Genomic DNA, 19,434 nt, shown 5'->3' on the forward strand with positions numbered 1-19,434 from the left:
GGCACTCGCTCGCTGGCGAGCGACTCGCTGCGCTCGTCGCCGCGTCGGGGTCGGACCGTAAGCTGCCGCGATGAACAGCGGCCTCGTGTGGGACCGGCAACCGGAGCTTCGCGACCCGCTCCTCGTCGCCGCGTTCGAGGGCTGGAACGACGCTGGCGACGCGGCAACGGCCGCGGCCGACTGGCTCGTCGAGAAGTCGCACGCGCAGCGCTTCGCATCGATCGACCCCGACGAGCACGTCGACTACCAGTCGCGGCGTCCACGCGTCGAGCTCGTCGGCGGGGTCGCGCGCTCGATCATCTGGCCCGCGCACGAGTACTACGCGGCGCCGTTCGGCGACCGCGACCTCGTCGTGCTTCGAGCCGTCGAGCCGAACGTCCGGTGGAAGCAGTACTGCAACACCGTGATGTCCGTTGCCGCCGAGACAGGCTGCGCCATGGTCGTGACCTTCGGTGCGCTCCTGGGGGACGTGCCGCACACCCGCCGCGTGCGCGTCACAGGCACTTCCACCGATCCCGAGCTTGTCGGCAATCTCGGCCTCGTGCCGTCGCGCTACGAGGGTCCCACCGGCATCGTCGGTGTGCTCCACGACGCGTGCCGCGAGGCGGGGATACGATCGGTCTCCTTGTGGGCCCCGGTACCGCACTACATCGCGACCCCGCCCAACCCGCCGGCAACCCGCGCGCTGCTCGAGCGGTTCGCAACTCTCTCGGGCGTACCGCTCGAGCTCGAGGGGCTCGAGCAGCTCGTCGACATCTGGAGGGCTCAGGTCGACCGCGCGATCGAGGACAACGACGAGGTGCAGACGTACGTGCGTGAGCTCGAAGCTCGCGTCGACGCCGAGGACGCCGAGGACCAGGGCGTGATACTCGGCGACGACGAGATGCCGAGCGCCGGCGAACTGGTCGACGAAGTCGAGCAGTTTCTCCGCGAGCAAAACGAGGAATCATGAGTCGATTGATCGACAAGCTCACCGCCTCACGATTCCGGGGCGCCGCCGCCTACCTCACCACAGCCGTGCGCGTCGTCACCGGTGCCTTCTTCGTGGCGGTCTCCACCGGGAAGTTCGTCGACCACATGCAAGAAGCCATCGACTTCGAGAGATACGGGGTACCGGTGCCGGATACCGCGGTGTACGTGGTCGGCACCGTGGAGCTCGTCGGCGGGCTGCTCCTCGTGGTGGGCCTGTTCACGCGCGTCGCCGCGCTGTTCCTCGCCGCCGACATGGTGGGAGCGATCGCGACCGCAGGCGTGATGGAGGGTGGCAGCTTCAACCTGGGGGTTGCGCCCGCGCTGCTCGTGGCGATGCTCTTCCTGTTATGGGCCGGGCCTGGGGTGCTCGCGCTCGACGCCAAGCTTGGCGGCCGCGACGGCGCTCGTCCCGCATTACCCGACTAAGTCGCGGGCAACGGCTTCCCAGAGTTGCGTCGAGAGCGCAAGCGACTCCTGGTCGACGCGTTCGTCGTTGCCGTGGAACATGGTGCCGTAGTCCTCGAAGGCGAGACGCTTCGAGAAGAGCCCGAAGCCGTATCCCACCGCACCCGCGCGGCGATAGAAGCGGTTGTCGGTCGCGCCCACCATGAACGACGGCACGAGTGCTGATCCCTCGCAGAGTCGCGACGTGACGCGCTCGAGCGTGTCCCACAGCGGGGTGTCGATCGGAGACTCCGTCGCGGGATCGTCGTTCGACTGGATCTCCACCGAGTCGGCGAGGTCGCCGAGCGCGTCGCGCATCATCTCGATCGCGTCGGCTCCGGTCTGCCCGGGCAGTGTACGGACATCGACCTCGAGGTCGACGCGATCCGGGATCACATTCGTCTTGGTGCCGCCGTGCGCGACGGTCGGCGCGAACGTGGTGTGGGTGCACGCATGCCACGTGCGCGCCATGGCGAGGGGCAACTCGGCAAGTGCATCGTTGAACTGATCGGCGTCGAGCAGCGCGGCAGTGAGATCCGGGTCGAGGTGGAGTCCTTCGATGAACCGGCGCCACGCGGCGTGGATCTGGGTCTCGGACTCGTACTCCGCGATGCGGCGCACGACCTCGGCGGCAGTGACGAGCGCGTTGTCGGTACGGAAAGGCTGTGAGCCGTGGCCAGGCGTCCCGCGCACGGTGAGCTTCGACCAGAATGTGCCCTTCTCGCCCACTAGCACCGGCAACCGGATCCCCGCAGGTGTCGGGACCTGGAACCCACCCGATTCGGTGAGCACGAAGTCGGCGTAGACCGCGTCGCGTTCGTGGTCGAGGAGCCAGTGCGCGCCCCACACACCCTGGGCCTCCTCGTCGGCCACGGCGAGATAGATCAGCGTGCCCTTGGGGCGGAAGCCGCTGTCGGCGAGGCGGCGGAATGCGACAGCCTGCGACGCGGTGAGGTTCAGCATGTCGACCGCGCCGCGGCCCCACACGAAGCCGTCGACGATCTCCGCGCCGAACGGATCGCGGCTCCAACCGTCGGGGTTCACGGGCACGACGTCGGTGTGGCCCATCAACAGGAGGGACGGGGCATCGGGATCGGTGCCCTCGATCCGGGTGACGAGGCTCGAACGCCCGGGCTGTGGCTCGAAGACCTCGTGGTCGCCCGCGCCCGACAGGTACTGCGCGAGGAGGTCGACGCTGCGTGTCTCCTCACCGGACGCGATCGTGCCGTCGTTCACACACTGGTTACGGATCAGCGACTGGAGCAGGTCGGTGACCTCGGCGGTGGGATCCTCCGCATGCTTCGCCATATTTCCCGCTCTCGGCGCTTCGCGCCGGGCCGCTTGGGCCCCGGCTCACTGCGGCGCAGGGTACCTGCGCCGCGGCCGTTCGCCTCGGGCGACGACCCTACCTCCCGCCATCGGTCTTAAGTGTCGCCGACGGCGAGGGTGTGGAGCTCGGCGAAGGCGTCCTCGATGCCGCCGGCGAGGAGCTCGAGGTCGGGCGCGGCCGCACCGTCGCCGACGATTCCGAAGTACAGCTCGCCGCAGTACGACATCACCGCGATGTTGATCGTGAGGTTCCTCGAGAGCGGCGCGAGCGGGTAGACCTCCACCATCTCGGCACCGAGGCAGTAGAGGGGCACCTGCGGGCCAGGGATGTTGGTGACGATGAGGTTGGCGAAGCGCTGACCGTGCGCGGCGCGTGCAGCGAGCCCGAGCAAGGTCGGCGCCGCGTACTCGGTGAGACCGATGAGCACTGCGGCGCCGACCGCCGATTCGCGCTCCTTGAGATCGGCCGTGCTCGCGCGCACGGCACGCAGTCGTATCCGGGGGTCGGGCTCGCCGACGGCGAGGGGAACGAACATCGCCGAGATCCGGTTACCGAGTTGCGTGCGCTCACTGTCGTCGCGCACAGAGACCGGACAGAAGATCTTCACGGAGAGGTCGGCGCGCAGCTCACCGCGCGCGTCGAGTAGCCGGGCGAGCGCACCGCCAACTCCCGCGAGTATCACGTCGTTGACCGTGCACTCGAACGCCTTGCGGACCTCCTTGACCGGTTCGAGCTCCACCCGCACGATCTCGATTCGGCGGCCGCGTCCGATCGGACCGTTGATCGAGAGCGACGGCGCGATCGGATCGGTACCCACGAGTGCGCCGATCGACCGCGCGAGTTGCGAAACGCGATCGACGACATCACGTGGCGCGACCACGCCGCGCCGCGCGACACCCGCGAATTCCACCGGTTGCCGGATGCGTTCGCACAGGCTGTCGAGCATCAGACGCGCGGGTTCCGGTGGGGGTTCCGAACGCCAGGGCGGTTCGTCGATCACGCTCGACTCGCGCGAGAAGTCGAACAGCGCGGTCGCGATGTCGATGCCGGAGATACCGTCGGTGAGCGTGTGGTGTGACTTGTGCACCAACCCGACCCGCTCGCCCCGATCGACACCCTCGACGAACCACAGCTCCCACAGCGGATGATCGCGGTCGAGCAGCTGCTCCATGAGCCGTTCCGCGAGCGAGATGAGTTGGCGACGTGTCCCCGGCGCCGGCAGTGAGGTGAGCTTTACGTGGCGGGCGATGTCGAAGCCGGGATCGTCGACCCAGATCGGCCGGCCAAACCCGAACGGCACGTGCATGACGCGGCGCCGGAAGCGCGGGATGAGAGACAGTTTCGACTCGACGAGCGCGCGCACGTCGTCGAGACGGAACCGGCCCTCGGGTCCGTAGAACGTCTCCCGCTCGAGGATGGCGATCGCGCCCACGTGCATGGGAGTCTCGGGCCGCTCGAGGTGGAGAAAGGTCTCGTCGAGCGCGCTGAGGCGGTCGTACGCGGTCATCGCCGGGATCGTACGTCGACAACGATGGAGCAGCCCAGCACTACGCCGTGAACGCAGGAGTCAGGCACGGCGTGATGCCGGGTCCCCGCGCGATCGCGCGGGCGCGCGCCTCGAGCGCGGTGGCCTTTCTGGCGTACGCCCCCGCTTCGCCGTCATGGCTGGCGCGCATCGCCGTGCGCATGGCATCGACCTCGTCGAGGGTCTGGTCGATCAGCGCGATCCACACCTTCGCGGTGTGCTCGTACGACCTCGGCGGCCGAAGGTCGCGCAGTGAGGCGACTGACGACCGGTGGATGGCGACGACTTTGGCGCTCAGCCGGCCGAGGTTCGACGTCTCGATGCGTGCGATGGCGCGGTTCGCGCGTGCGCAGACCGCGCTCGACTCCCGTACGAAGCCTCGCTCGGACAGCCGAGCGTTACCGGTGCCGCAGCCTCCCGTGAGCACCAGCACTCCGACGAAGCAGGTTCCGACCAGTTTCGTTCGCACCCCTATCGCCCTCCTGCGCGGGAATGTACCCCGGGGCACCGACCAGTACGCTGCGGCGCCGTGAGTCGAACCGCGACCTGCGTGTGGCGCGTCGAGGCGACTCTCGTCCTCGCGCTCGACGAACACCTCGGACCGCCCGTCGATAGCTACGTGAACGGAACGCAGACGTGGCTCACCGACGACGGACCCGGCGGGGCCACGCTCGAGTGGCGCCTCCACCCGGTCGCCGCGTACCGCCCGCCCACGGGCGTGTCGCACTACGACCTCTGGGAGCATGTGGTCGACGCGCTCGCAGCCGGTACTGATCCCGACGCGCTGCAACTCGGCTCCGAGCACCGGACGTTGCGTTCGCTGTGGGACGGACTCGAGTGCTTCGCCGCCTACGACGAGGAGATCGAGCCGGCGCCGATCGCCCAGGCGGCAACCGACGCGCTGCACCGCGCTCCTGACGCGACCGGGTTGGTCGACCACGATCGCATCGGCAGCGCGTGGGAACAGGCGAAGGGCACGGTGTCCATCACGGAGATGCTGCTCGCAGAGCTACGCACGCGAACCGCTCCCGCATGACATGATGCCGGTCGTGGACGGCGACGGCCTCGCGCGCGAGATCTACGAACGAATCCACCTCACCGGCGAGTTCGTCCTGCGCTCGGGGGCGGTGAGCAACGAGTACTTCGACAAGTTCCTCTTCGAGGCCGACCCGGTGCTGCTGCGCACCATCGGCGAGGCACTGGTGCCGCTCGTCCCCGCCGGCACCGACGCGCTCGCAGGCCTGGAGCTCGGCGGGATCCCCATCGCCACGGTGCTCTCCCAGCTCACCAGGCTGCCTGTGCTGTTCGTGCGCAAGGAGGCGAAGACATACGGCACCTGCCGGCTCGCCGAGGGCGGCGAGGTCGACGGCCGGCGGCTCACGATCGTGGAGGACGTCGTGTCATCGGGCGGGCAGGTGATCCTGTCCACCCAGGACCTGCGGGAGCGCGGTGCGGTCGTCGAGCACGCGGTGATCGTGATCGACCGCCGTGGTCCCGACAACCAGCACCAGCTGGCCGAGGCCGGGATCGAGCTGCACGCGCTCTACACGATGGACGAGCTGCAGCGCGCGGGCGAGCACTGAATCAGCGCGAGCTGAGTTAGAGGGTGTCGCCGCCGCGCCACGGCGGCGTGCGCGGCGCCTCGAAGCTCGCCGGGAGCTGCACACCGTCGATCGCCGCGAAGGCGAGCTCACCCCACCGTTGGACGCCCGCAAGCGGCCACGGCAAGTTGTCGCGTGCGAAGAACCCGACTGCGCGCGTTTCGAGCGGGTGACCGCGCAGCTCACCGCCCAGCATCCGGCAGTGGAACAGCATCGAGTAGAGCGGGAACTGGGTGAACCCGAGACGCAGACCGTCGAGCACGGCGATGAGCGACACGGGCTCCACCTCGATCCCGGTCTCTTCGAACACCTCCTTCACCGCGATCTCGGACGGCGAGTAGCCGACGTCGGCGTAACCAACGGGGTAGAGCCACACGCCCGAGTCGGCGCGCTGCGTGAGTAGGAGCTCGCCCTTGTCGTTCCCGACGATGGCGGCCACCGCGACTTTCGGCGTGACATAGCCGTGCACGCCTTCGCCGATCGTTGCGACCCACTCGTCGTACAGCGTCTCGGCCTGCGCTTCCTCGATCGCCGCGGCACGGATGTCGGCCGCGACCTTGAGCACCTCGTCGAAGCGCTCCTGCTCGTAGAGGCTCTTCGTGAACGCCAGGCCGGTGCGCGCAATGGCGGACAGGGTCTCGGCCCAGCGGAGGAGATCGCCGGCCGACGGGATGAACGGTTCGGTCACAACCAGCCGGCGCGTGCGAGCACGGGCTCCGCACTCTCCAGATAGTCGTCCGGCGGCTTCGCGAGCTCTCCGGCGCGCACCTTCGCGAGCAGGCGCCGAACCACTTCGAGGATCTCGGGCACCGCGTCGCGCAGCTGCCGCGCGTCGTCGGGGTCGATTTCGGACGCGTTGATCTCGGACCGCTCGACCAGGGTGTCGAGATCCGAGAGCTGTCGGCCCAGCCACTCGATCGGGTCGGCGGCCAGGTCGTCGTCCCACTCGCGTTGGCCAGGCTCCCAACCACGGAGCCGCGGGTGATGGTGCGTGCGGTCGTGGCTCCCGGGCGCACCGTCGACCGTCTCCAGCAGATCGACGCGCCAGATCGGCAGATCGATCGAGATGGGCTGCACCGAGTAGACGGAACCTTGCAGCTCCGGGCGCTCGACGACGCGAACTTCCAGCCGCACGCCGCGCTCCGCACCCTCCTGCCCGGGCCCGGGGTTCGGATCGGCGAAGAAGAGATCGCCGACCACCACGCCTACCCGCTCGAAGCCGAATGCGTACAACACGAGAGTCGCCTCCCAAGGATTCGCTGTTGTCGGACATCCAGCGTACGCCGCGGGCCACAACGGCTCAGCTCAGCGTGACCTCGGTGGTGAGACGGGCAAGCAGCGTGGCGCGCAGCGAGTCGATCGCCAACCGGTCGGTGAGCTTCTGGCGCGTCTCGTCGCGCAGGTAGAACACGTCGACAACGCGATCGCCCAGCGTCGAGACGATCGCCTGCGACACATCGAGGCCGAGGTCGGCGAACACGGCCGCAACGCGCGCGAGCAGGCCCACGTCGTCGGGAGCGTGGACCTCCACCACCGTCGCGAACGACGACGCCTCCATGTCGACGATGATGCGAACGTCGCGCGCCGATGCCGGTGCCGCAGTGGCGCGATAGCGCCGGGTGCGCTCTCGCAGGCGCTCTTCGACCGGGAACTCGCCCGACATCGCTCCCTCGAGCGTGGTCGTGAGGCGCTCGCGCTCGGCAGGATCGGTGAGCCGCTCGAAGCGGTCGGTCCCGGCGAACACCTCGAGCGCCATGCCGTCGTGGTGCGTGTACCCGGTTGCGGCTCCGATGTCGAACCCGACGAGGCTCAAGCTCGCGGCCACAGTCGCGAGCAAGCCCGTGCGGTCGAGCGCGACCACGGTGCACCGCAAGCGACCGTCGACCTCGTCCCACTCCACCGCGAGCTCACGGCGCGCGATCAGATCGCGATGCCGGGCCAGCACCTCGGCCGAGAAGGCAGTGGTGTACGCCGGCGGCATCGCGTCGAGGTACTCGTCGGCCGCGGGCCCGATCAGCGCCGCGAGCTCCGCGCGCCGGAGCGCAGCGGTCTCGGAGCCGACGACGCCCTCTTCGAAGAGCAAGTCGGTCTTCACGAACAACTCGCGCACGAGCGCCGCCTTGCTCGTGCTCCACGCCGCCGGACCGGTTGCGCGCGAGTCGCCGATGGTGAGCGTGTAGAGCAGATCGAGACGTTCGGCGTTGCCGACCGCACGCGCGAACCGTGTGATCGTGAGCTCGTCGGAGAGATCGCGCCGCGTTGCCATGTCGGCGAGGAGCAGGTGGTTGCGAACCAGCCACACGATCACGCCGGTTCCGTGCTCGTCGAGCCCGATGCGACGGCACACCGCCGCAGCCGTCTCCGCACCGACCTCGGAATGGTCACGGGGGTGACCCTTGCCGATGTCGTGCATCAGCGCGCTCAGAAGCAAGAGATCGGTACGCGCGCGTCGCGCGACATCCCCGTCGAAGTCGTCTGCCTGGCGGATCACCGCGCACTCGGCGACGGCCTCGAGCGAGTGCCGGTCGACCGTGAACCGGTGGTACGCGTTGCGCTGCGGACGCGCGCGAACGTGCTCCCACTGCGGCAGCAACCGCACGAGCACACCGACGTGATCGAGCGCTTCGACGACGGGAATCGCGCCGCGACCCGCCGCGAGCAGCGCGATGAAGGCATCGCGCACCTCGGATGTCCACTCGACCGCTCGCAGCTCGGCGATCTGGACCAGGGTGTCACGATCGATGGGCAACTGCAGCTGCGCTGCGTGGGCCGCGAGGGTGAGCACACGCAACGTGTCGACTTCGACACCTTGTTCGAGCGCGACGCGATCGTCACGCACCACGATGCCGTTGCCGAGCACGCGGACACCCGACGAACGACCTCCGGGACCACGGCGGGTCGCGAGAAGCCGCGACCACACATCGGACGTGATCCAGACAACCGCGCGGGCCGCCTCTCCGAGCTCACGGACATGCGCGTCGGCATCGGTGGCGCCAACCATTCGCGCGACCGCGTCCTGGTCCTGGAGGGTGAGCAGATCCGACCGTCCGCCGGTCACCCGGTGCAGCGCGACGCGCGCGTCGAGCAGGAGGTCGCGCGTCTCGCGGAGCCGCGTGCGATCCTCGTCGCGGAGGTAGCCCAGCGCGACGAGCGTGGCGACGCCGGTCGACCAACCGCCGCTCCCGGGCGTCGCCCCGGGGCCACCGGGGTCAGGGCCGAGCGCCCACCCGATCCAGCCGGGTGCCTGGATGTCGCGCAGGCCCCCGCCGCCGTCCTTCAAGTTGGGCTCGAGCATCTCCGCGATCGGCCCGGGCTGCTCGAGCCGCGCCGCGGCGCCGGACGCGAGGTCGTCGATCAACCGGTTGCGGCGCTTTGGCGCGAGCCGACGGACCTTGTCCATCGTCTCGTCGAGCAGCGCGTCGTCGCCGACGAGCAGCCGGGTGTCGAGCAGCGCGGTGAGCGCGTCGAGTTCCGTGTCGGCGAGCGCGAGCGCTTCCTTCACGCTACGGGTGGAGTGACCGAGGACGAATCCGGCGTCCCACAGTGGGTACCAGAGCCTCGACGCGTCGTCGCGCAGTGCCGAGGCCCGCCGCCCGCCTGAGTGCAGCAGCATCACGTCGACGTCGGAGCCCGGGCACAACTCGCGCCGCGCGTACGACCCGAGCGCGACCAGCGCCCAAGCGGCGCGCGACCCGAAGCCCGCAGTGGCGTCGACAAGCGCGTGGTCGATGAGGTTGCTCAGCGCGCGGCCGAAGGCGGGTCCGCGTAGCGACCTGGTCGCGACGAGCTCATCGCGCGCCGCTCGGAGCGAGTTAGATCGCGTCGGGTCCGGACTCACCTGTACGGATACGCCAGGCTTGTTCCACGGGTACAACCCATACCTTGCCGTCACCGATCTTTCCGGTGCGAGCCGTCTCGATGAGACGGCTCGCCACCCTGTCGACGTCGTGGTCGTCGACGAGGATCTCGACGCGCACCTTCGGAACGAAGTCGATGGTGTACTCCGCGCCGCGATAGACCTCGGTATGACCGCGCTGGCGGCCGAATCCTTGGACGTCGGAAATCGTGAGTCCCTGCACCCCGAGGTCCTTCACGGCTTCCTTCACGTCGTCGACCTTGAACGGTTTGATGATCCCGACGATCAGCTTCATCTCAGACTCCAATCATGGCGCGCGCTGAGCAGCGCGTCAGACCCGCTCGAGGGAGTAGCCGACCTCGGAGTGCTGGGTGAGGTCGAGACCGGTCTCTTCGTCCTCCTCGGAGACCCGGATGCCACCCGGCATCACCAGGTCGAGCACCTTGACGATCACCAACGTCAGGATCCCCGACCAGACGATCGTGGCACCCACCGCGATGAGCTGGTCACCCATGAGCTCCCAGCTCCCGCCGCTCACGAACACGCCTTCGTGGGTCACGGCCGGGTTGAACGCGGCGTCGGCGAACAGCCCGAGGAGCAACGATCCGACGATCCCGCCGACGAGGTGGACACCGACCACGTCGAGGGCGTCGTCGTAGCCGAAGCGGAACTTGATGCTGCACGCCAAATAGCAGAGCGCGCCGGCGATGAGGCCGATGTAGATCGGCGCCATGCCGCCGACGAAGCCGGCGCACGGCGTGATCGCAACCAGACCGGCCACCGCGCCCGACGCGGCCCCAAGGGTGGTGGCATGCCCACCGCGGATGCGTTCGAACAGAAGCCACCCGAGCATCGCGGCCGCGGCCGCCATGTTCGTGTTCACGAACGCCTGGGCGGCGATGTCGTTCGCACCCAAGGCCGATCCCGCGTTGAAGCCGAACCACCCGAACCACAGCACGCCTGCGCCCAGCAGGGTCCACGGCAACATGTGTGGCGGCATCGGGTGCTGGGGCCACCCACGCCGCCGGCCGAGAACGATCACAACCGCGAGCGCTGCGATGCCGGCGTTGATGTGCACGACGGTGCCACCCGCAAAGTCGAGTGCGCCGCGGCGGAACAGCCAGCCTGCGGGCGAGAAGACCCAATGGGCAACCGGGGTGTACACGACGAGCAGCCAGATCCCGAGGAACCAGAACCACGCCGAGAACTTCATGCGGTCGGCGAGCGCCCCGGTGATCAGCGCCGGCGTGATGATCGCGAACATGAGCTGGAACGACATGAACGCGAGTGGCGGAATCGGCACGCCCCCGAAGCCGGTCGCCGGCACGACGTTGACGTCGTGCATCCACGCGAGGTCGAGATTACCGATCCATTTCCCGGTCCCGTGGAACGCCAACGAGTACGCGAGCGCGGCCCACAGCACGCTGACGAGGCCCATCGAGAAGAAGTTCTGCATGAGCATGGCGAGCACGTTCTTCGCCCGCACCATGCCGCCGTAGAAGAAGGCGAGCCCCGGCGTCATGAACAGCACCAGCGCGCACGAAGCGAGCACCCACGCGGTGTCGCCGGTATTGACCTTCATAGACCCTCCCCCAGGAAAGATTTGTGACAGCCTGAGGGTGTCCTGTTTCCGTCGGGTCGCGGGAGTGTTTCGGCAATGTGAAGACAGACTGACCGTGGTCAGCCGCCCGCCCGCGCTCGGAGCACCGCGGCCTTCGCCATCCCCCACGCGAGGAGGAGTGGCGCGAGGTCGGGATCGCCGAGATCACCGAGCGTCCGGGGCACCAGCCCGTAGCGGTCGTCGGGCCATGCCCGCTCGTCGAACGCGTCGCGCTCGACCGCCGGGATACCGGCCGCTTCGAGGATCGCGGTCGGTTCCCGGTACGCGGTGCGCACGATCTCGAGCGGCGTGGCGGTTTGTGCCGAGGGATCGGCGGCGAACAGCTCGCGGAGACGGGCCGTCACACGCCGAGTTGTTCGGCTTCCGGCGCTGACCGCCTCGCGTTCAATCTGTGCACGCGTCGACCTATCGAGACGACCCCACGCGTCGAGAATGCGCGCGACTTCGCTCTGCGTCCACCCCGGTAGTTCGCGCTCGACGCCCGCGACGATCGCGTTGCTCGCGTCGGCGAGGCGGCGCGCCGCGCGCGTCTCGTCACCCTTCGAGGACGTCACCTTCCATCGCGTTCACGGTGCAGCCGACCTTCTCGAGATACGCGATCGCGGCATCGCGCTGCTCGGGGCTCCCGCCGAGCTCGAGGATCACCCAACCGGAATGCGGCTCGACGTTCGCGCGCCGGATGTTGGGAACCACATCGAACCGCTTCACGATCTCGTAGATCATCGGACGGTCGACGAGTTCCTCAGGGAACGAGACGAACAGGCGCACGTGTTCCACGGCGGCGAACTCTGTCACAGACCGACGCGCTCGAGCACGTCGGACGGCTCGGACACGAGCCCGGTGACGAACGGCCCGAACTCGGCGTACTCGGCCGACACCGGGTCGAAGCGCATCTCGTAGACGATGTCCTTCAGCGCGACGGGGTCGTCGGCGAGGAGCGTCACTCCCCACTCCCAGTCATCGAGGCCGGTGGAACCGGTGATGAGCTGGAGCACGCGCCCGGCATATGTTCGGCCGACGCGAGCGTGGCCGGCCATGAGCCGCTTGCGGGAGTCGTAGGGCAACGAGTACCAGTTCGCGCCCTGCATGCGCCGCTTCGACATCGGGTAGAAGCAGATCGCGCGCTTCAGCGGCAGCCGCGGGTGCAGGCGCTGCTCGCGGTAGTGCGCCATGCGCTCACGCCACGCGGCGAGCGATGCCTCTTGCGCAGCACCGGCGAGCCCTTCCTCGGCCTCGAGGCGCGCGCGTTCATCATCTTCCGTGGAGGTGTACTCGGAAAGCTCGGTGAGCGACACGTACGAATCCACAAGGGTGAGCGGCGCGGTCGACAGCTCGCGCTGGAACGCAAGGAGTCGCGCGAGGTCGGGGCCGAGCGCCATCACCCCGAGGTCGGCCTTGTGGCCGAGCACCGCGAACAGCAGCGCTTGATGGCCGTCGGCCTCGAGCGACCGCACCGCGTCGAGCGCTCGCTTGCCGCCCTGCGGGTCGGCCTCGGCGCGGTCGCGATCCACCGTGTAGAAGAGGTGGAGGACCCCCCACCCAAGTGACAGCTCGACGGGATCCATCAGCCCGCGTCCATCAGCCCGCGTCCATCAAATGGTCCGGCCGTCGCCCAGGTCGTCGAACTCGAAGACCTCGTCGGCGGGCGGGGGCTCGACGTCGATTGGCACGCCGAACTCGGTGACCTCCATCGTCATCGAGACGCTGCCCTCGACACCGGGAACGCCGACCATGCTCGCGTCGATCGTGGTCTGCACCTTCACGACGCGGTCTCGATCGTCGATCCACACGTCGACGGGCACCGACCCGAGCTTGGCGCGTGCGTCGTCGTCGAGGCCCGGCAGGTTGCCGACCTTCGAGAAGTCGATCGACGCGTGGGAGTGAGTGGCGTGGCGGCCTGCCACCGTGTCGTCGCCGACGGTCTCGACGTCGCCGGACAGGCCCTTCAGCAAGTCGAGCCCGCTCTGCGGTGTGCTCCGCTGTGCGGGATCGAGCAGTCCGCCGATCACCGAACCCTGGCCGTTCACGAGCTCACCGAGATCGAGCCGGACCCAGCGCGTGCCGGCAGGCAAGAGGCCGGCCAGCGGGCTGTCGCCGAGCCCGATGTAGGCCACACCGTCGATCAGGCGCAGCTCGAAGGTCCCGCCGAGCGGATTCGTGGTGGTGACTCGTGCGCGCGTGCCGTCGCCCGAGCTCACGCCCTCGGCGTGCATCGTGAACGGCTTGCCGAAGAAGTCGATCCGCTGGTCGATCGTGAAGCTCACCGACTCGGCTCGCGCAGTGGTGGCGGCAGCCGTCTTCAGTGCCTTGATCGACACCGCATTCGCGCCGTCGCCGCCACCGCCACAGCCCGCGAGCGCAAGCGCCAGCGCGACCCCGAGGGTCGTGAAACCGAGAGTGATCCGCCGCATGGCACCAACCGTAGACGTCAAGAGGGGCGCCCCCCAGGGGGCCCCCCTCTTGCATCGGCTGGTTGTGCGGGATCGTTTAGAAGTCGCCCATACCGTCCATACCACCCGGCATGGCGGGCATGGCGGACTTCTCTTCGGGCTTGTCCGCGATGACCGCCTCGGTGGTGAGGAACAGCGCTGCGATCGACGCCGCGTTCTGCAGCGCCGAGCGGGTGACCTTCGCGGCGTCGGTGACGCCCGCCTTCACGAGGTCCTCGTACTCACCCGTGCGGGCGTTCAGGCCGTTGGCGCCGCGGAGGTTCTTGACCTTCTCCACGACAACGCCACCCTCCATGCCCGCGTTGATCGCGATCTGCTTGAGCGGCTCCTCGAGCGCACGCGCGACCAACCTGGCACCGGTGGCCTCGTCGCCGGTGAGCGACGTCGCCATCTCGAGCACCTGCTCCTGCGCGCGGATCAACGCAACCCCGCCGCCGGGCACGACGCCCTCTTCCACCGAAGCCTTCGCGGTCTGCACCGCGTCCTCGATGCGGTGCTTCTTCTCCTTGAGCTCGACCTCGGTGGCCGCGCCGACCTTGATGATCGCGACACCGCCGGCCAGCTTCGCGAGGCGCTCCTGGAGCTTCTCGCGGTCGTAGTCGGAGTCGGTGTTCTCGATCTCCTGCTTGATCTGGTTGATCCGGCCGTTGACGTCGCTCTTGGAGCCTGCACCTTCGACGATCGTCGTCTCGTCCTTGGTGACGACGACCTTGCGAGCGCGGCCGAGCAAGCCCACGTCGGTGTTCTCGAGCTTGAGGCCGACCTCTTCGGAGATGACCGTGCCACCGGTGAGGATCGCCATGTCTTCGAGCATCGCCTTGCGGCGCTCACCGAAACCGGGCGCCTTCACCGCGGCCGACTTGAACGTGCCGCGGATCTTGTTGACGACGAGCGTGGCGAGCGCCTCGCCCTCGACGTCCTCGGCGATGATCACGAGCGGCCGGCTGGCCTGCATGACCTTCTCGAGCACCGGGAGCATGTCCTTGACCGCCGAGATCTTGCCGGAGTGCAGCAGGATGTAGGCGTCGTCGAGCACGGCTTCCATGCGGTCGGTGTCGGTGACGAAGTACGGCGAGATGTAGCCCTTGTCGAAGCGCATACCTTCGACGAAGTCGAGCTCCATGCCGAACGTCTGGCTCTCCTCGACGGTGATGACGCCGTCGGTGCCGACCTTGTCGAGCGAATCGGCGATCATCTGGCCGATCTCGGGGTCGGCCGCGGAGATCGCGGCGACGTTCGCGATCGCGGCGAGGTCGGTCTTCACGCTCTTCGAGTTCTTCTTGATCGAGTCGACCGCGGTCTCGACCGCCTTCTCGATGCCGCCCTTGAGCACCATCGGGTTCGCGCCGGCGGCGACGTTCCTGAGGCCCTCACGGACCATCGCCCACGCGAGCACTGTGGCCGTGGTGGTGCCGTCGCCGGCGACGTCGTCGGTCTTCTTGGCGACTTCCTTCACCAGCTCGGCCCCGACCTTCTCGTACGGGTCCTCGAGCTCGATCTCCTTGGCGATCGATACGCCGTCGTTGGTGATCGTGGGGGCACCCCACTTCTTCTCCAGGACGACGTTGCGGCCCTTGGGGCCGAGGGTGACGCGTACGGCGTCGGCAAGCTTGTTCATCCCCGCCTCGAGGGAGCGGCGGGCGTTCTCCGCATAGGCGATCTGCTTGGGCATGGCGTGGTACCCCCTGGAGTGGGTTGTGGGTGGGTCGGACAGGGCTGTTCAGACTTGGCGGTCGGATCGGCGGCTTAGCACTCACGGCCACCGAGTGCTAACCATGTTGGCACTCGCGGCCCGAGACTGCAAATTGTCGGGCGATTTTCCGCCGCTTTCTTCCACGTAGCCTTCGGGCTGCGTGGAAGCGAAGAGCGTCGCCGGCACCCGGGACCCGATCCCCGACTGGGCGTCCGACCCCGAGTTCCACCGGCATCTCATGGAAGACATGCTGGTCGCCCGGCGCGCGTCGGAACGGCTCTGGAACCTGCAACGGCAGGGACGGATCACCACGATCCCGCCGCTCACCGGGCAGGAAGCCGCGATCGTCGGCGTCGTGCGCGCGCTCGACCTCGAGCACGACTGGCTCGCCCCGTACTACCGCGAGCCGCTCGGGATGGCCGCGCTCGGCGATGAGTTCCTCGAGCAGGTCGTCATGTACTGGCGCGGCCATCCCGACGGGGGACACATCCCCGACGGTGTGCTGTGCCTCCCACCCCAGATCTCGCTGGGCGCACAGGTGCCGCACGCCGCGGGAATCGCGTGGGGACTGAAGCTGCAAGGCAAGCCCGGCGTCGCCTGCACGTTCATCGGCGACGGCGCCACCTCGGAAGGTGACTTCTACGAGGGCTTGAACCTCGCCGGCGTGCAGCGCGTGCCATTGCTCGTGGTGGTGCTCAACAACGGGTGGGCGATCTCGACGCCCACCACGCGCCAGACCGCAGCGTCGACGTTCGCGGCGAAGGCCGAAGCAGTGGGCGTACCCGGGGTTCGCGTCGACGGCAACGACGTGCTGGCAGTGGTCGAGGCCGCGCGCGCGGCGCGGGCGCGTGCAGTGGCAGGCGCTGGCCCCACGCTGCTCGAGCTCATCACCTACCGGATGGGCGCGCACACCAACTCCGACGACCCCACGCGCTACGTGCCCGAGTCCGAGCTCGCCGCGTGGAGGAAGCGCGATCCGATCGACCGGCTTCGCGCGCGCCTGACCGAAGCCGGGTCGTGGGACGACGCGAGGCATCAAGCGCTCGTCGACACGGTGGAGGCCCGCCTCGAGCGCATCATCGAGGCCGCGTTCGCCCACCCGGTCGACCCGAACACCGCGCTCGACCACCGCACCGCGCACGACGACCCCCGACTCGCGCGGCAACGAGACGAGCTGGCGGCACGCATCGGCGCGCGTCGCGAGAAAACAGGGGCCGAGGAAGCACGAGAAGGGGACATCTCGTGGCGGGCGTGACGATGCTCGCTGCGATCCACGACACGATCGCAAACGAGATGGCCCGCGACGAGCGCGTCGTCGTGCTCGGAGAGGACGTCGGGCGCAACGGCGGTGTCTTCCGCGTCACCGATGGCCTGCTCGACCGGTTCGGCGAGTCCCGCGTGTTCGACACCCCGATCTCGGAGGCCGCCATCATCGGCGCGAGCGTGGGACTGTCCGTCACGGGAATGGTGCCGATCGTCGAGATCCAGTTCGCGGGCTTCGCCGCGCAGGCCTACCACCAGATCGTCGGCCAGCTCTCGCGGATGCGGTACCGCAGCCGCGGCCGGTTCCACTGCCCGGTCACGGTGCGCGCGGCATACGGAGGCGGCATCCGCACGCCTGAGCACCACCCCGACTCGATCGAGGCCCCGTACGCGCACACCCCGGGAATCACGGTCGTCGTGCCGTCGAACCCCGCCGACGCGAAGGGGCTCCTCGCGAGCGCCATCCGCGATCCCGACCCCGTGCTGTTCCTCGAGCCCATCCCGCTCTACCGACACGCGCGCGACGACGTTCCCGAGGGTGAGCACCTCATCGAGCTCGGCCGCGCGTCCGTCGTGCGCGAGCCCGCGGACGCGGTCGTCGTCGCGTGGGGTGCGATGGTGCCGGTCGCGTGTGAGGCAGCCGACGTGATCGGCGAGCGACGCGGTGCGCAGGTGGGCGTGGTCGATCTGCGCACGCTCGCACCGCTCGACGTGGAGACGCTCGTGTCCGCAGCCGAACGCGCGGGGCGCGTGGTCGTCGTGCACGAGGCGCCGCTCACCGCCGGCTTCGGGGCCGAGGTGGTCGCCACGATCCAGGAAGAGGCGTTCTATTCGCTCGAGGCCCCGATCCGGCGCGTCGCCGGGTACGACGTGCCGGCACCCGTGCCGCTCGTCGAGGACTGGTGCCGGCCCGACACCGCGCGCGTCGTTGCGGCGCTGGAGGCGTCGCTGGATGCCTGATGCCTGACCCAGTGGTCGAGTCGGTGCCGTTCCGGTTGCCGGATCTCGGAGAGGGAATGGCCGAGGCGGAGATCGTCCGGTGGGAGGTCGCGGTGGGCGAGCACGTCGCCCGCGATCAGATCGTCGCGATCGTGCAGACCGACAAGGCCGAGGTGGAGCTCCCCGTCCCGCACGCGGGCACGATCACCGCGCTCGGCGGCGAGGTCGGCGACATCCTCCCCGTCGGCGCCACCATCCTCGAGCTCGTACCGGACGTACCGATCACCGAACCTGCGTCACCAGAGGTCGCTCTACGACCTTCAACGACGCAGGTTCGGAGGGAGGGGTCACCAGTGCAGGCGGCGCCGCCGGTGCGCAAGCTGGCGCGGGAGCTCGGGGTCGACCTCGAGCACGTGGCGGGCAGCGGTCCGGGCGGGCGGGTCACCGCAGGCGACGTGCGCGCCGCCGCGGCTCCCGAAGCGCCCGCTACAAGACCTGAGCCTGTGCCCGGCGACGAGCGAGTGCCGTTGCGCGGCATCCGACGCGCCATGGCGCGCAACATGGCCGAGGCGTGGCGAACGGTCCCGCACGTGTCGTTGTTCGACGAGATCGACGCGCGTCCGCTCCTCGACGCACTGCACGCGGCGCGGGAGCTGTCCGGATCCGACACGCTCACGCTCACGGCGTTCTTCGTGCGAGCGTCCGTCCTCGCACTCACCGCCCAGCCGCTCCTCAACGCGAGCCTCGACGATGCCGCCGAGGAGATCGTGTACCACCGCGCGATCAACATCGGCGTCGCGGTGGCGTCCGACGACGGGCTCGTCGTGCCCGTCGTGCACAACGCACAATCACTCAGCCTGCGCGCGCTCGGCGACGAGATCAGTCGCACGACTACAGCGGCGCGCGCGGGAGGCCTGCGTCGGGATGAGATCCGCGGCGCAACCTTCACCGTCACGAACTTCGGCACGGAGGGCGGTCGCTTCGCGACACCGATCGTCAGCCCACCGCAAGTGGCGATCCTCGGCTGCGGCGCGATCCGCACACAGCCGGTCGTCGACGGCGACCGGGTCGTCGCCGCGCCTGCGCTGCCGCTCTCTTTGTCGGCAGACCACCGTGTGGTCGACGGCCACCACGCAACGACCTTCCTCGACGCCATCGCCGCGCTGCTCCGCGCGCCGGTCCAGCTGCTCGCGAGCGACGAGTAGTCATTTTTCGGCGCGCGCCTTCACGTTCGCAAGCGTCGCCACCATGCCCCGCCGAACGGTCGTGAGCCGGTCGGTGCGCTCGAGGAACGCGGCCAGCTCCACGGCGCCGGCGCGAGGTGGCGCGACCCGGAAGCCGTGCTCCAGCTCGGTACCGTTCCAGCTCGGTGCCAGCCGGAACCACCAGTGGACCTCGATCTGGTGATCCTCGGTCTCGTCGTCGTCGAGCGGCGGGAACGATGTCCACGCGAGCTCACGCGCCTCGTCGACGATGTCGATCGTGTTCCGCGACACGAACGACCCCACCTCACCGACCGCGATGTCACCCTCGAAACTCGTGCCCGCTGCGAGTGGACCGTCGATCCGGATCGCGCGGACCTCGCCACTACCCGCGAGATCGACGTGACCCTCGATGTCGCTGACGATGCGCCACACGCGGCCGGGTCGCGCGGCAATCTCGGCACGCTCGACGACCTCCCACACGACGCGGACTGTATATCGAGAGGCCCGCAGTAGGGTGGCCGCACCCGAAACAGGA

The 19,434-nt window shown here is 69.0% G+C and carries 21 protein-coding genes; 7 read left to right on the plus strand and 14 right to left on the minus strand.

Going from position 1 to position 19,434, the window contains the following annotated elements; genetic code table 11:
• Positions 1-70: 70 nt before the first annotated feature.
• Complete coding sequence (locus WD271_14590; protein MEX1009056.1) at positions 71-952, plus strand: PAC2 family protein; 882 nt, start codon at positions 71-73, stop codon at positions 950-952.
• Entirely contained in the window at positions 949-1,398 is a 450-nt protein-coding gene (locus WD271_14595; GenBank protein MEX1009057.1) for a DoxX family protein, read from the plus strand. Before WD271_14590 ends, WD271_14595 begins: the two co-directional genes overlap by 4 nt.
• On the opposite strand, the gene WD271_14600 is transcribed toward WD271_14595, so the two are convergent.
• The 3 genes from WD271_14600 to WD271_14610 all read right to left on the minus strand — a co-directional run bounded on the left by WD271_14600 (position 1,387) and on the right by WD271_14610 (position 4,740).
• A complete protein-coding gene (locus tag WD271_14600; protein MEX1009058.1) occupies positions 1,387-2,724 on the minus strand; it encodes a M20/M25/M40 family metallo-hydrolase in 1,338 nt (445 codons plus the stop codon). The two genes, WD271_14595 and WD271_14600, sit on opposite strands and share 12 nt — an antisense overlap.
• A 116-nt stretch (positions 2,725-2,840) precedes the next feature.
• A complete protein-coding gene (locus tag WD271_14605; protein MEX1009059.1) occupies positions 2,841-4,253 on the minus strand; it encodes a wax ester/triacylglycerol synthase family O-acyltransferase in 1,413 nt (470 codons plus the stop codon).
• 40 nt (positions 4,254-4,293) lie between these two features.
• On the minus strand, positions 4,294-4,740 hold the full coding sequence (locus WD271_14610) for a hypothetical protein (GenBank protein MEX1009060.1): 447 nt from the start codon (positions 4,738-4,740) through the stop codon (positions 4,294-4,296).
• A gap of 60 nt (positions 4,741-4,800) precedes the next feature.
• Here WD271_14610 and WD271_14615 point away from each other — a divergent pair, with 60 nt between their 5' ends.
• The gene (locus tag WD271_14615; protein MEX1009061.1) at positions 4,801-5,307 is read left to right on the plus strand and encodes a hypothetical protein; all 507 of its coding nucleotides are present in this window, start codon (positions 4,801-4,803) and stop codon (positions 5,305-5,307) included.
• Positions 5,308-5,320: 13 nt separating this feature from the next.
• Positions 5,321-5,854, plus strand: a complete 534-nt coding sequence (gene pyrE, locus WD271_14620) for an orotate phosphoribosyltransferase (protein ID MEX1009062.1) — start codon at positions 5,321-5,323, stop codon at positions 5,852-5,854.
• Positions 5,855-5,870: 16 nt separating this feature from the next.
• Here pyrE and WD271_14625 read toward each other — a convergent pair whose 3' ends face one another.
• The 10 genes from WD271_14625 to groL form a co-directional block, all read right to left on the minus strand.
• Positions 5,871-6,560: an NUDIX hydrolase N-terminal domain-containing protein gene (locus WD271_14625; GenBank protein MEX1009063.1), complete on the minus strand. Its 690-nt coding sequence runs from the start codon at positions 6,558-6,560 to the stop codon at positions 5,871-5,873.
• Positions 6,557-7,108, minus strand: coding sequence for a hypothetical protein (locus WD271_14630; GenBank protein MEX1009064.1), 552 nt, complete (start codon positions 7,106-7,108; stop codon positions 6,557-6,559). The genes WD271_14625 and WD271_14630 overlap by 4 nt, the downstream gene beginning before the upstream one ends.
• A gap of 64 nt (positions 7,109-7,172) precedes the next feature.
• Complete coding sequence (gene glnD, locus WD271_14635) at positions 7,173-9,710, minus strand: [protein-PII] uridylyltransferase (protein ID MEX1009065.1); 2,538 nt, start codon at positions 9,708-9,710, stop codon at positions 7,173-7,175.
• Positions 9,685-10,023 (minus strand): P-II family nitrogen regulator, encoded by a 339-nt coding sequence (locus WD271_14640; protein ID MEX1009066.1) that lies wholly within the window; start codon positions 10,021-10,023, stop codon positions 9,685-9,687. The genes glnD and WD271_14640 overlap by 26 nt, the downstream gene beginning before the upstream one ends.
• 36 nt (positions 10,024-10,059) lie before the next feature.
• Complete coding sequence (locus WD271_14645; GenBank protein MEX1009067.1) at positions 10,060-11,310, minus strand: ammonium transporter; 1,251 nt, start codon at positions 11,308-11,310, stop codon at positions 10,060-10,062.
• A gap of 98 nt (positions 11,311-11,408) precedes the next feature.
• Positions 11,409-11,903, minus strand: a complete 495-nt coding sequence (locus WD271_14650) for a hypothetical protein (GenBank protein ID MEX1009068.1) — start codon at positions 11,901-11,903, stop codon at positions 11,409-11,411.
• Entirely contained in the window at positions 11,884-12,126 is a 243-nt protein-coding gene (locus WD271_14655) for an NIL domain-containing protein (protein MEX1009069.1), read from the minus strand. Before WD271_14655 ends, WD271_14650 begins: the two co-directional genes overlap by 20 nt.
• A 14-nt stretch (positions 12,127-12,140) precedes the next feature.
• Positions 12,141-12,914, minus strand: a complete 774-nt coding sequence (locus WD271_14660) for a chlorite dismutase family protein (GenBank protein MEX1009070.1) — start codon at positions 12,912-12,914, stop codon at positions 12,141-12,143.
• 27 nt (positions 12,915-12,941) lie between these two features.
• A complete protein-coding gene (locus WD271_14665) occupies positions 12,942-13,760 on the minus strand; it encodes a hypothetical protein (protein MEX1009071.1) in 819 nt (272 codons plus the stop codon).
• A 76-nt stretch (positions 13,761-13,836) separates the two neighbouring features.
• Positions 13,837-15,471 (minus strand): chaperonin GroEL, encoded by a 1,635-nt coding sequence (gene groL / locus WD271_14670; protein MEX1009072.1) that lies wholly within the window; start codon positions 15,469-15,471, stop codon positions 13,837-13,839.
• Between the two features lie 181 nt (positions 15,472-15,652).
• Between groL and WD271_14675 the strand changes: the two genes are divergently transcribed.
• Genes WD271_14675 through WD271_14685 form a run of 3 tightly spaced genes read left to right on the plus strand, consistent with a single transcriptional unit; the run spans position 15,653 to position 18,899 of the window.
• On the plus strand, positions 15,653-16,747 hold the full coding sequence (locus WD271_14675; protein ID MEX1009073.1) for a thiamine pyrophosphate-dependent enzyme: 1,095 nt from the start codon (positions 15,653-15,655) through the stop codon (positions 16,745-16,747).
• Entirely contained in the window at positions 16,735-17,715 is a 981-nt protein-coding gene (locus WD271_14680) for an alpha-ketoacid dehydrogenase subunit beta (GenBank protein ID MEX1009074.1), read from the plus strand. Before WD271_14675 ends, WD271_14680 begins: the two co-directional genes overlap by 13 nt.
• A complete protein-coding gene (locus WD271_14685; GenBank protein ID MEX1009075.1) occupies positions 17,715-18,899 on the plus strand; it encodes a dihydrolipoamide acetyltransferase family protein in 1,185 nt (394 codons plus the stop codon). The genes WD271_14680 and WD271_14685 overlap by 1 nt, the downstream gene beginning before the upstream one ends.
• Here the strand turns inward: WD271_14685 and WD271_14690 are convergent, their stop codons facing one another.
• Positions 18,900-19,379, minus strand: coding sequence for a hypothetical protein (locus WD271_14690; protein ID MEX1009076.1), 480 nt, complete (start codon positions 19,377-19,379; stop codon positions 18,900-18,902).
• Positions 19,380-19,434: the final 55 nt, after the last annotated feature.

Source organism: Acidimicrobiia bacterium (assembly GCA_040880805.1).
Classification (GTDB): Bacteria; Actinomycetota; Acidimicrobiia; order IMCC26256; family DASPTH01; genus DASPTH01.

Bases quoted from the DNA above. Each gene is read 5' to 3' on its own strand.
- WD271_14590 (MEX1009056.1), top strand. From the start codon at position 71: ATGAACAGCGGCCTCGTGTGGGACCGGCAACCGGAGCTTCGCGACCCG.
- WD271_14595 (MEX1009057.1), top strand. From the start codon at position 949: ATGAGTCGATTGATCGACAAGCTCACCGCCTCACGATTCCGGGGCGCC.
- WD271_14600 (MEX1009058.1), bottom strand. From the start codon at position 2,724: ATGGCGAAGCATGCGGAGGATCCCACCGCCGAGGTCACCGACCTGCTC.
- WD271_14605 (MEX1009059.1), bottom strand. From the start codon at position 4,253: ATGACCGCGTACGACCGCCTCAGCGCGCTCGACGAGACCTTTCTCCAC.
- WD271_14640 (MEX1009066.1), bottom strand. From the start codon at position 10,023: ATGAAGCTGATCGTCGGGATCATCAAACCGTTCAAGGTCGACGACGTG.
- WD271_14645 (MEX1009067.1), bottom strand. From the start codon at position 11,310: ATGAAGGTCAATACCGGCGACACCGCGTGGGTGCTCGCTTCGTGCGCG.
- WD271_14660 (MEX1009070.1), bottom strand. From the start codon at position 12,914: ATGGATCCCGTCGAGCTGTCACTTGGGTGGGGGGTCCTCCACCTCTTC.
- WD271_14665 (MEX1009071.1), bottom strand. From the start codon at position 13,760: ATGCGGCGGATCACTCTCGGTTTCACGACCCTCGGGGTCGCGCTGGCG.
- groL (MEX1009072.1), bottom strand. From the start codon at position 15,471: ATGCCCAAGCAGATCGCCTATGCGGAGAACGCCCGCCGCTCCCTCGAG.
- WD271_14685 (MEX1009075.1), top strand. From the start codon at position 17,715: ATGCCTGACCCAGTGGTCGAGTCGGTGCCGTTCCGGTTGCCGGATCTC.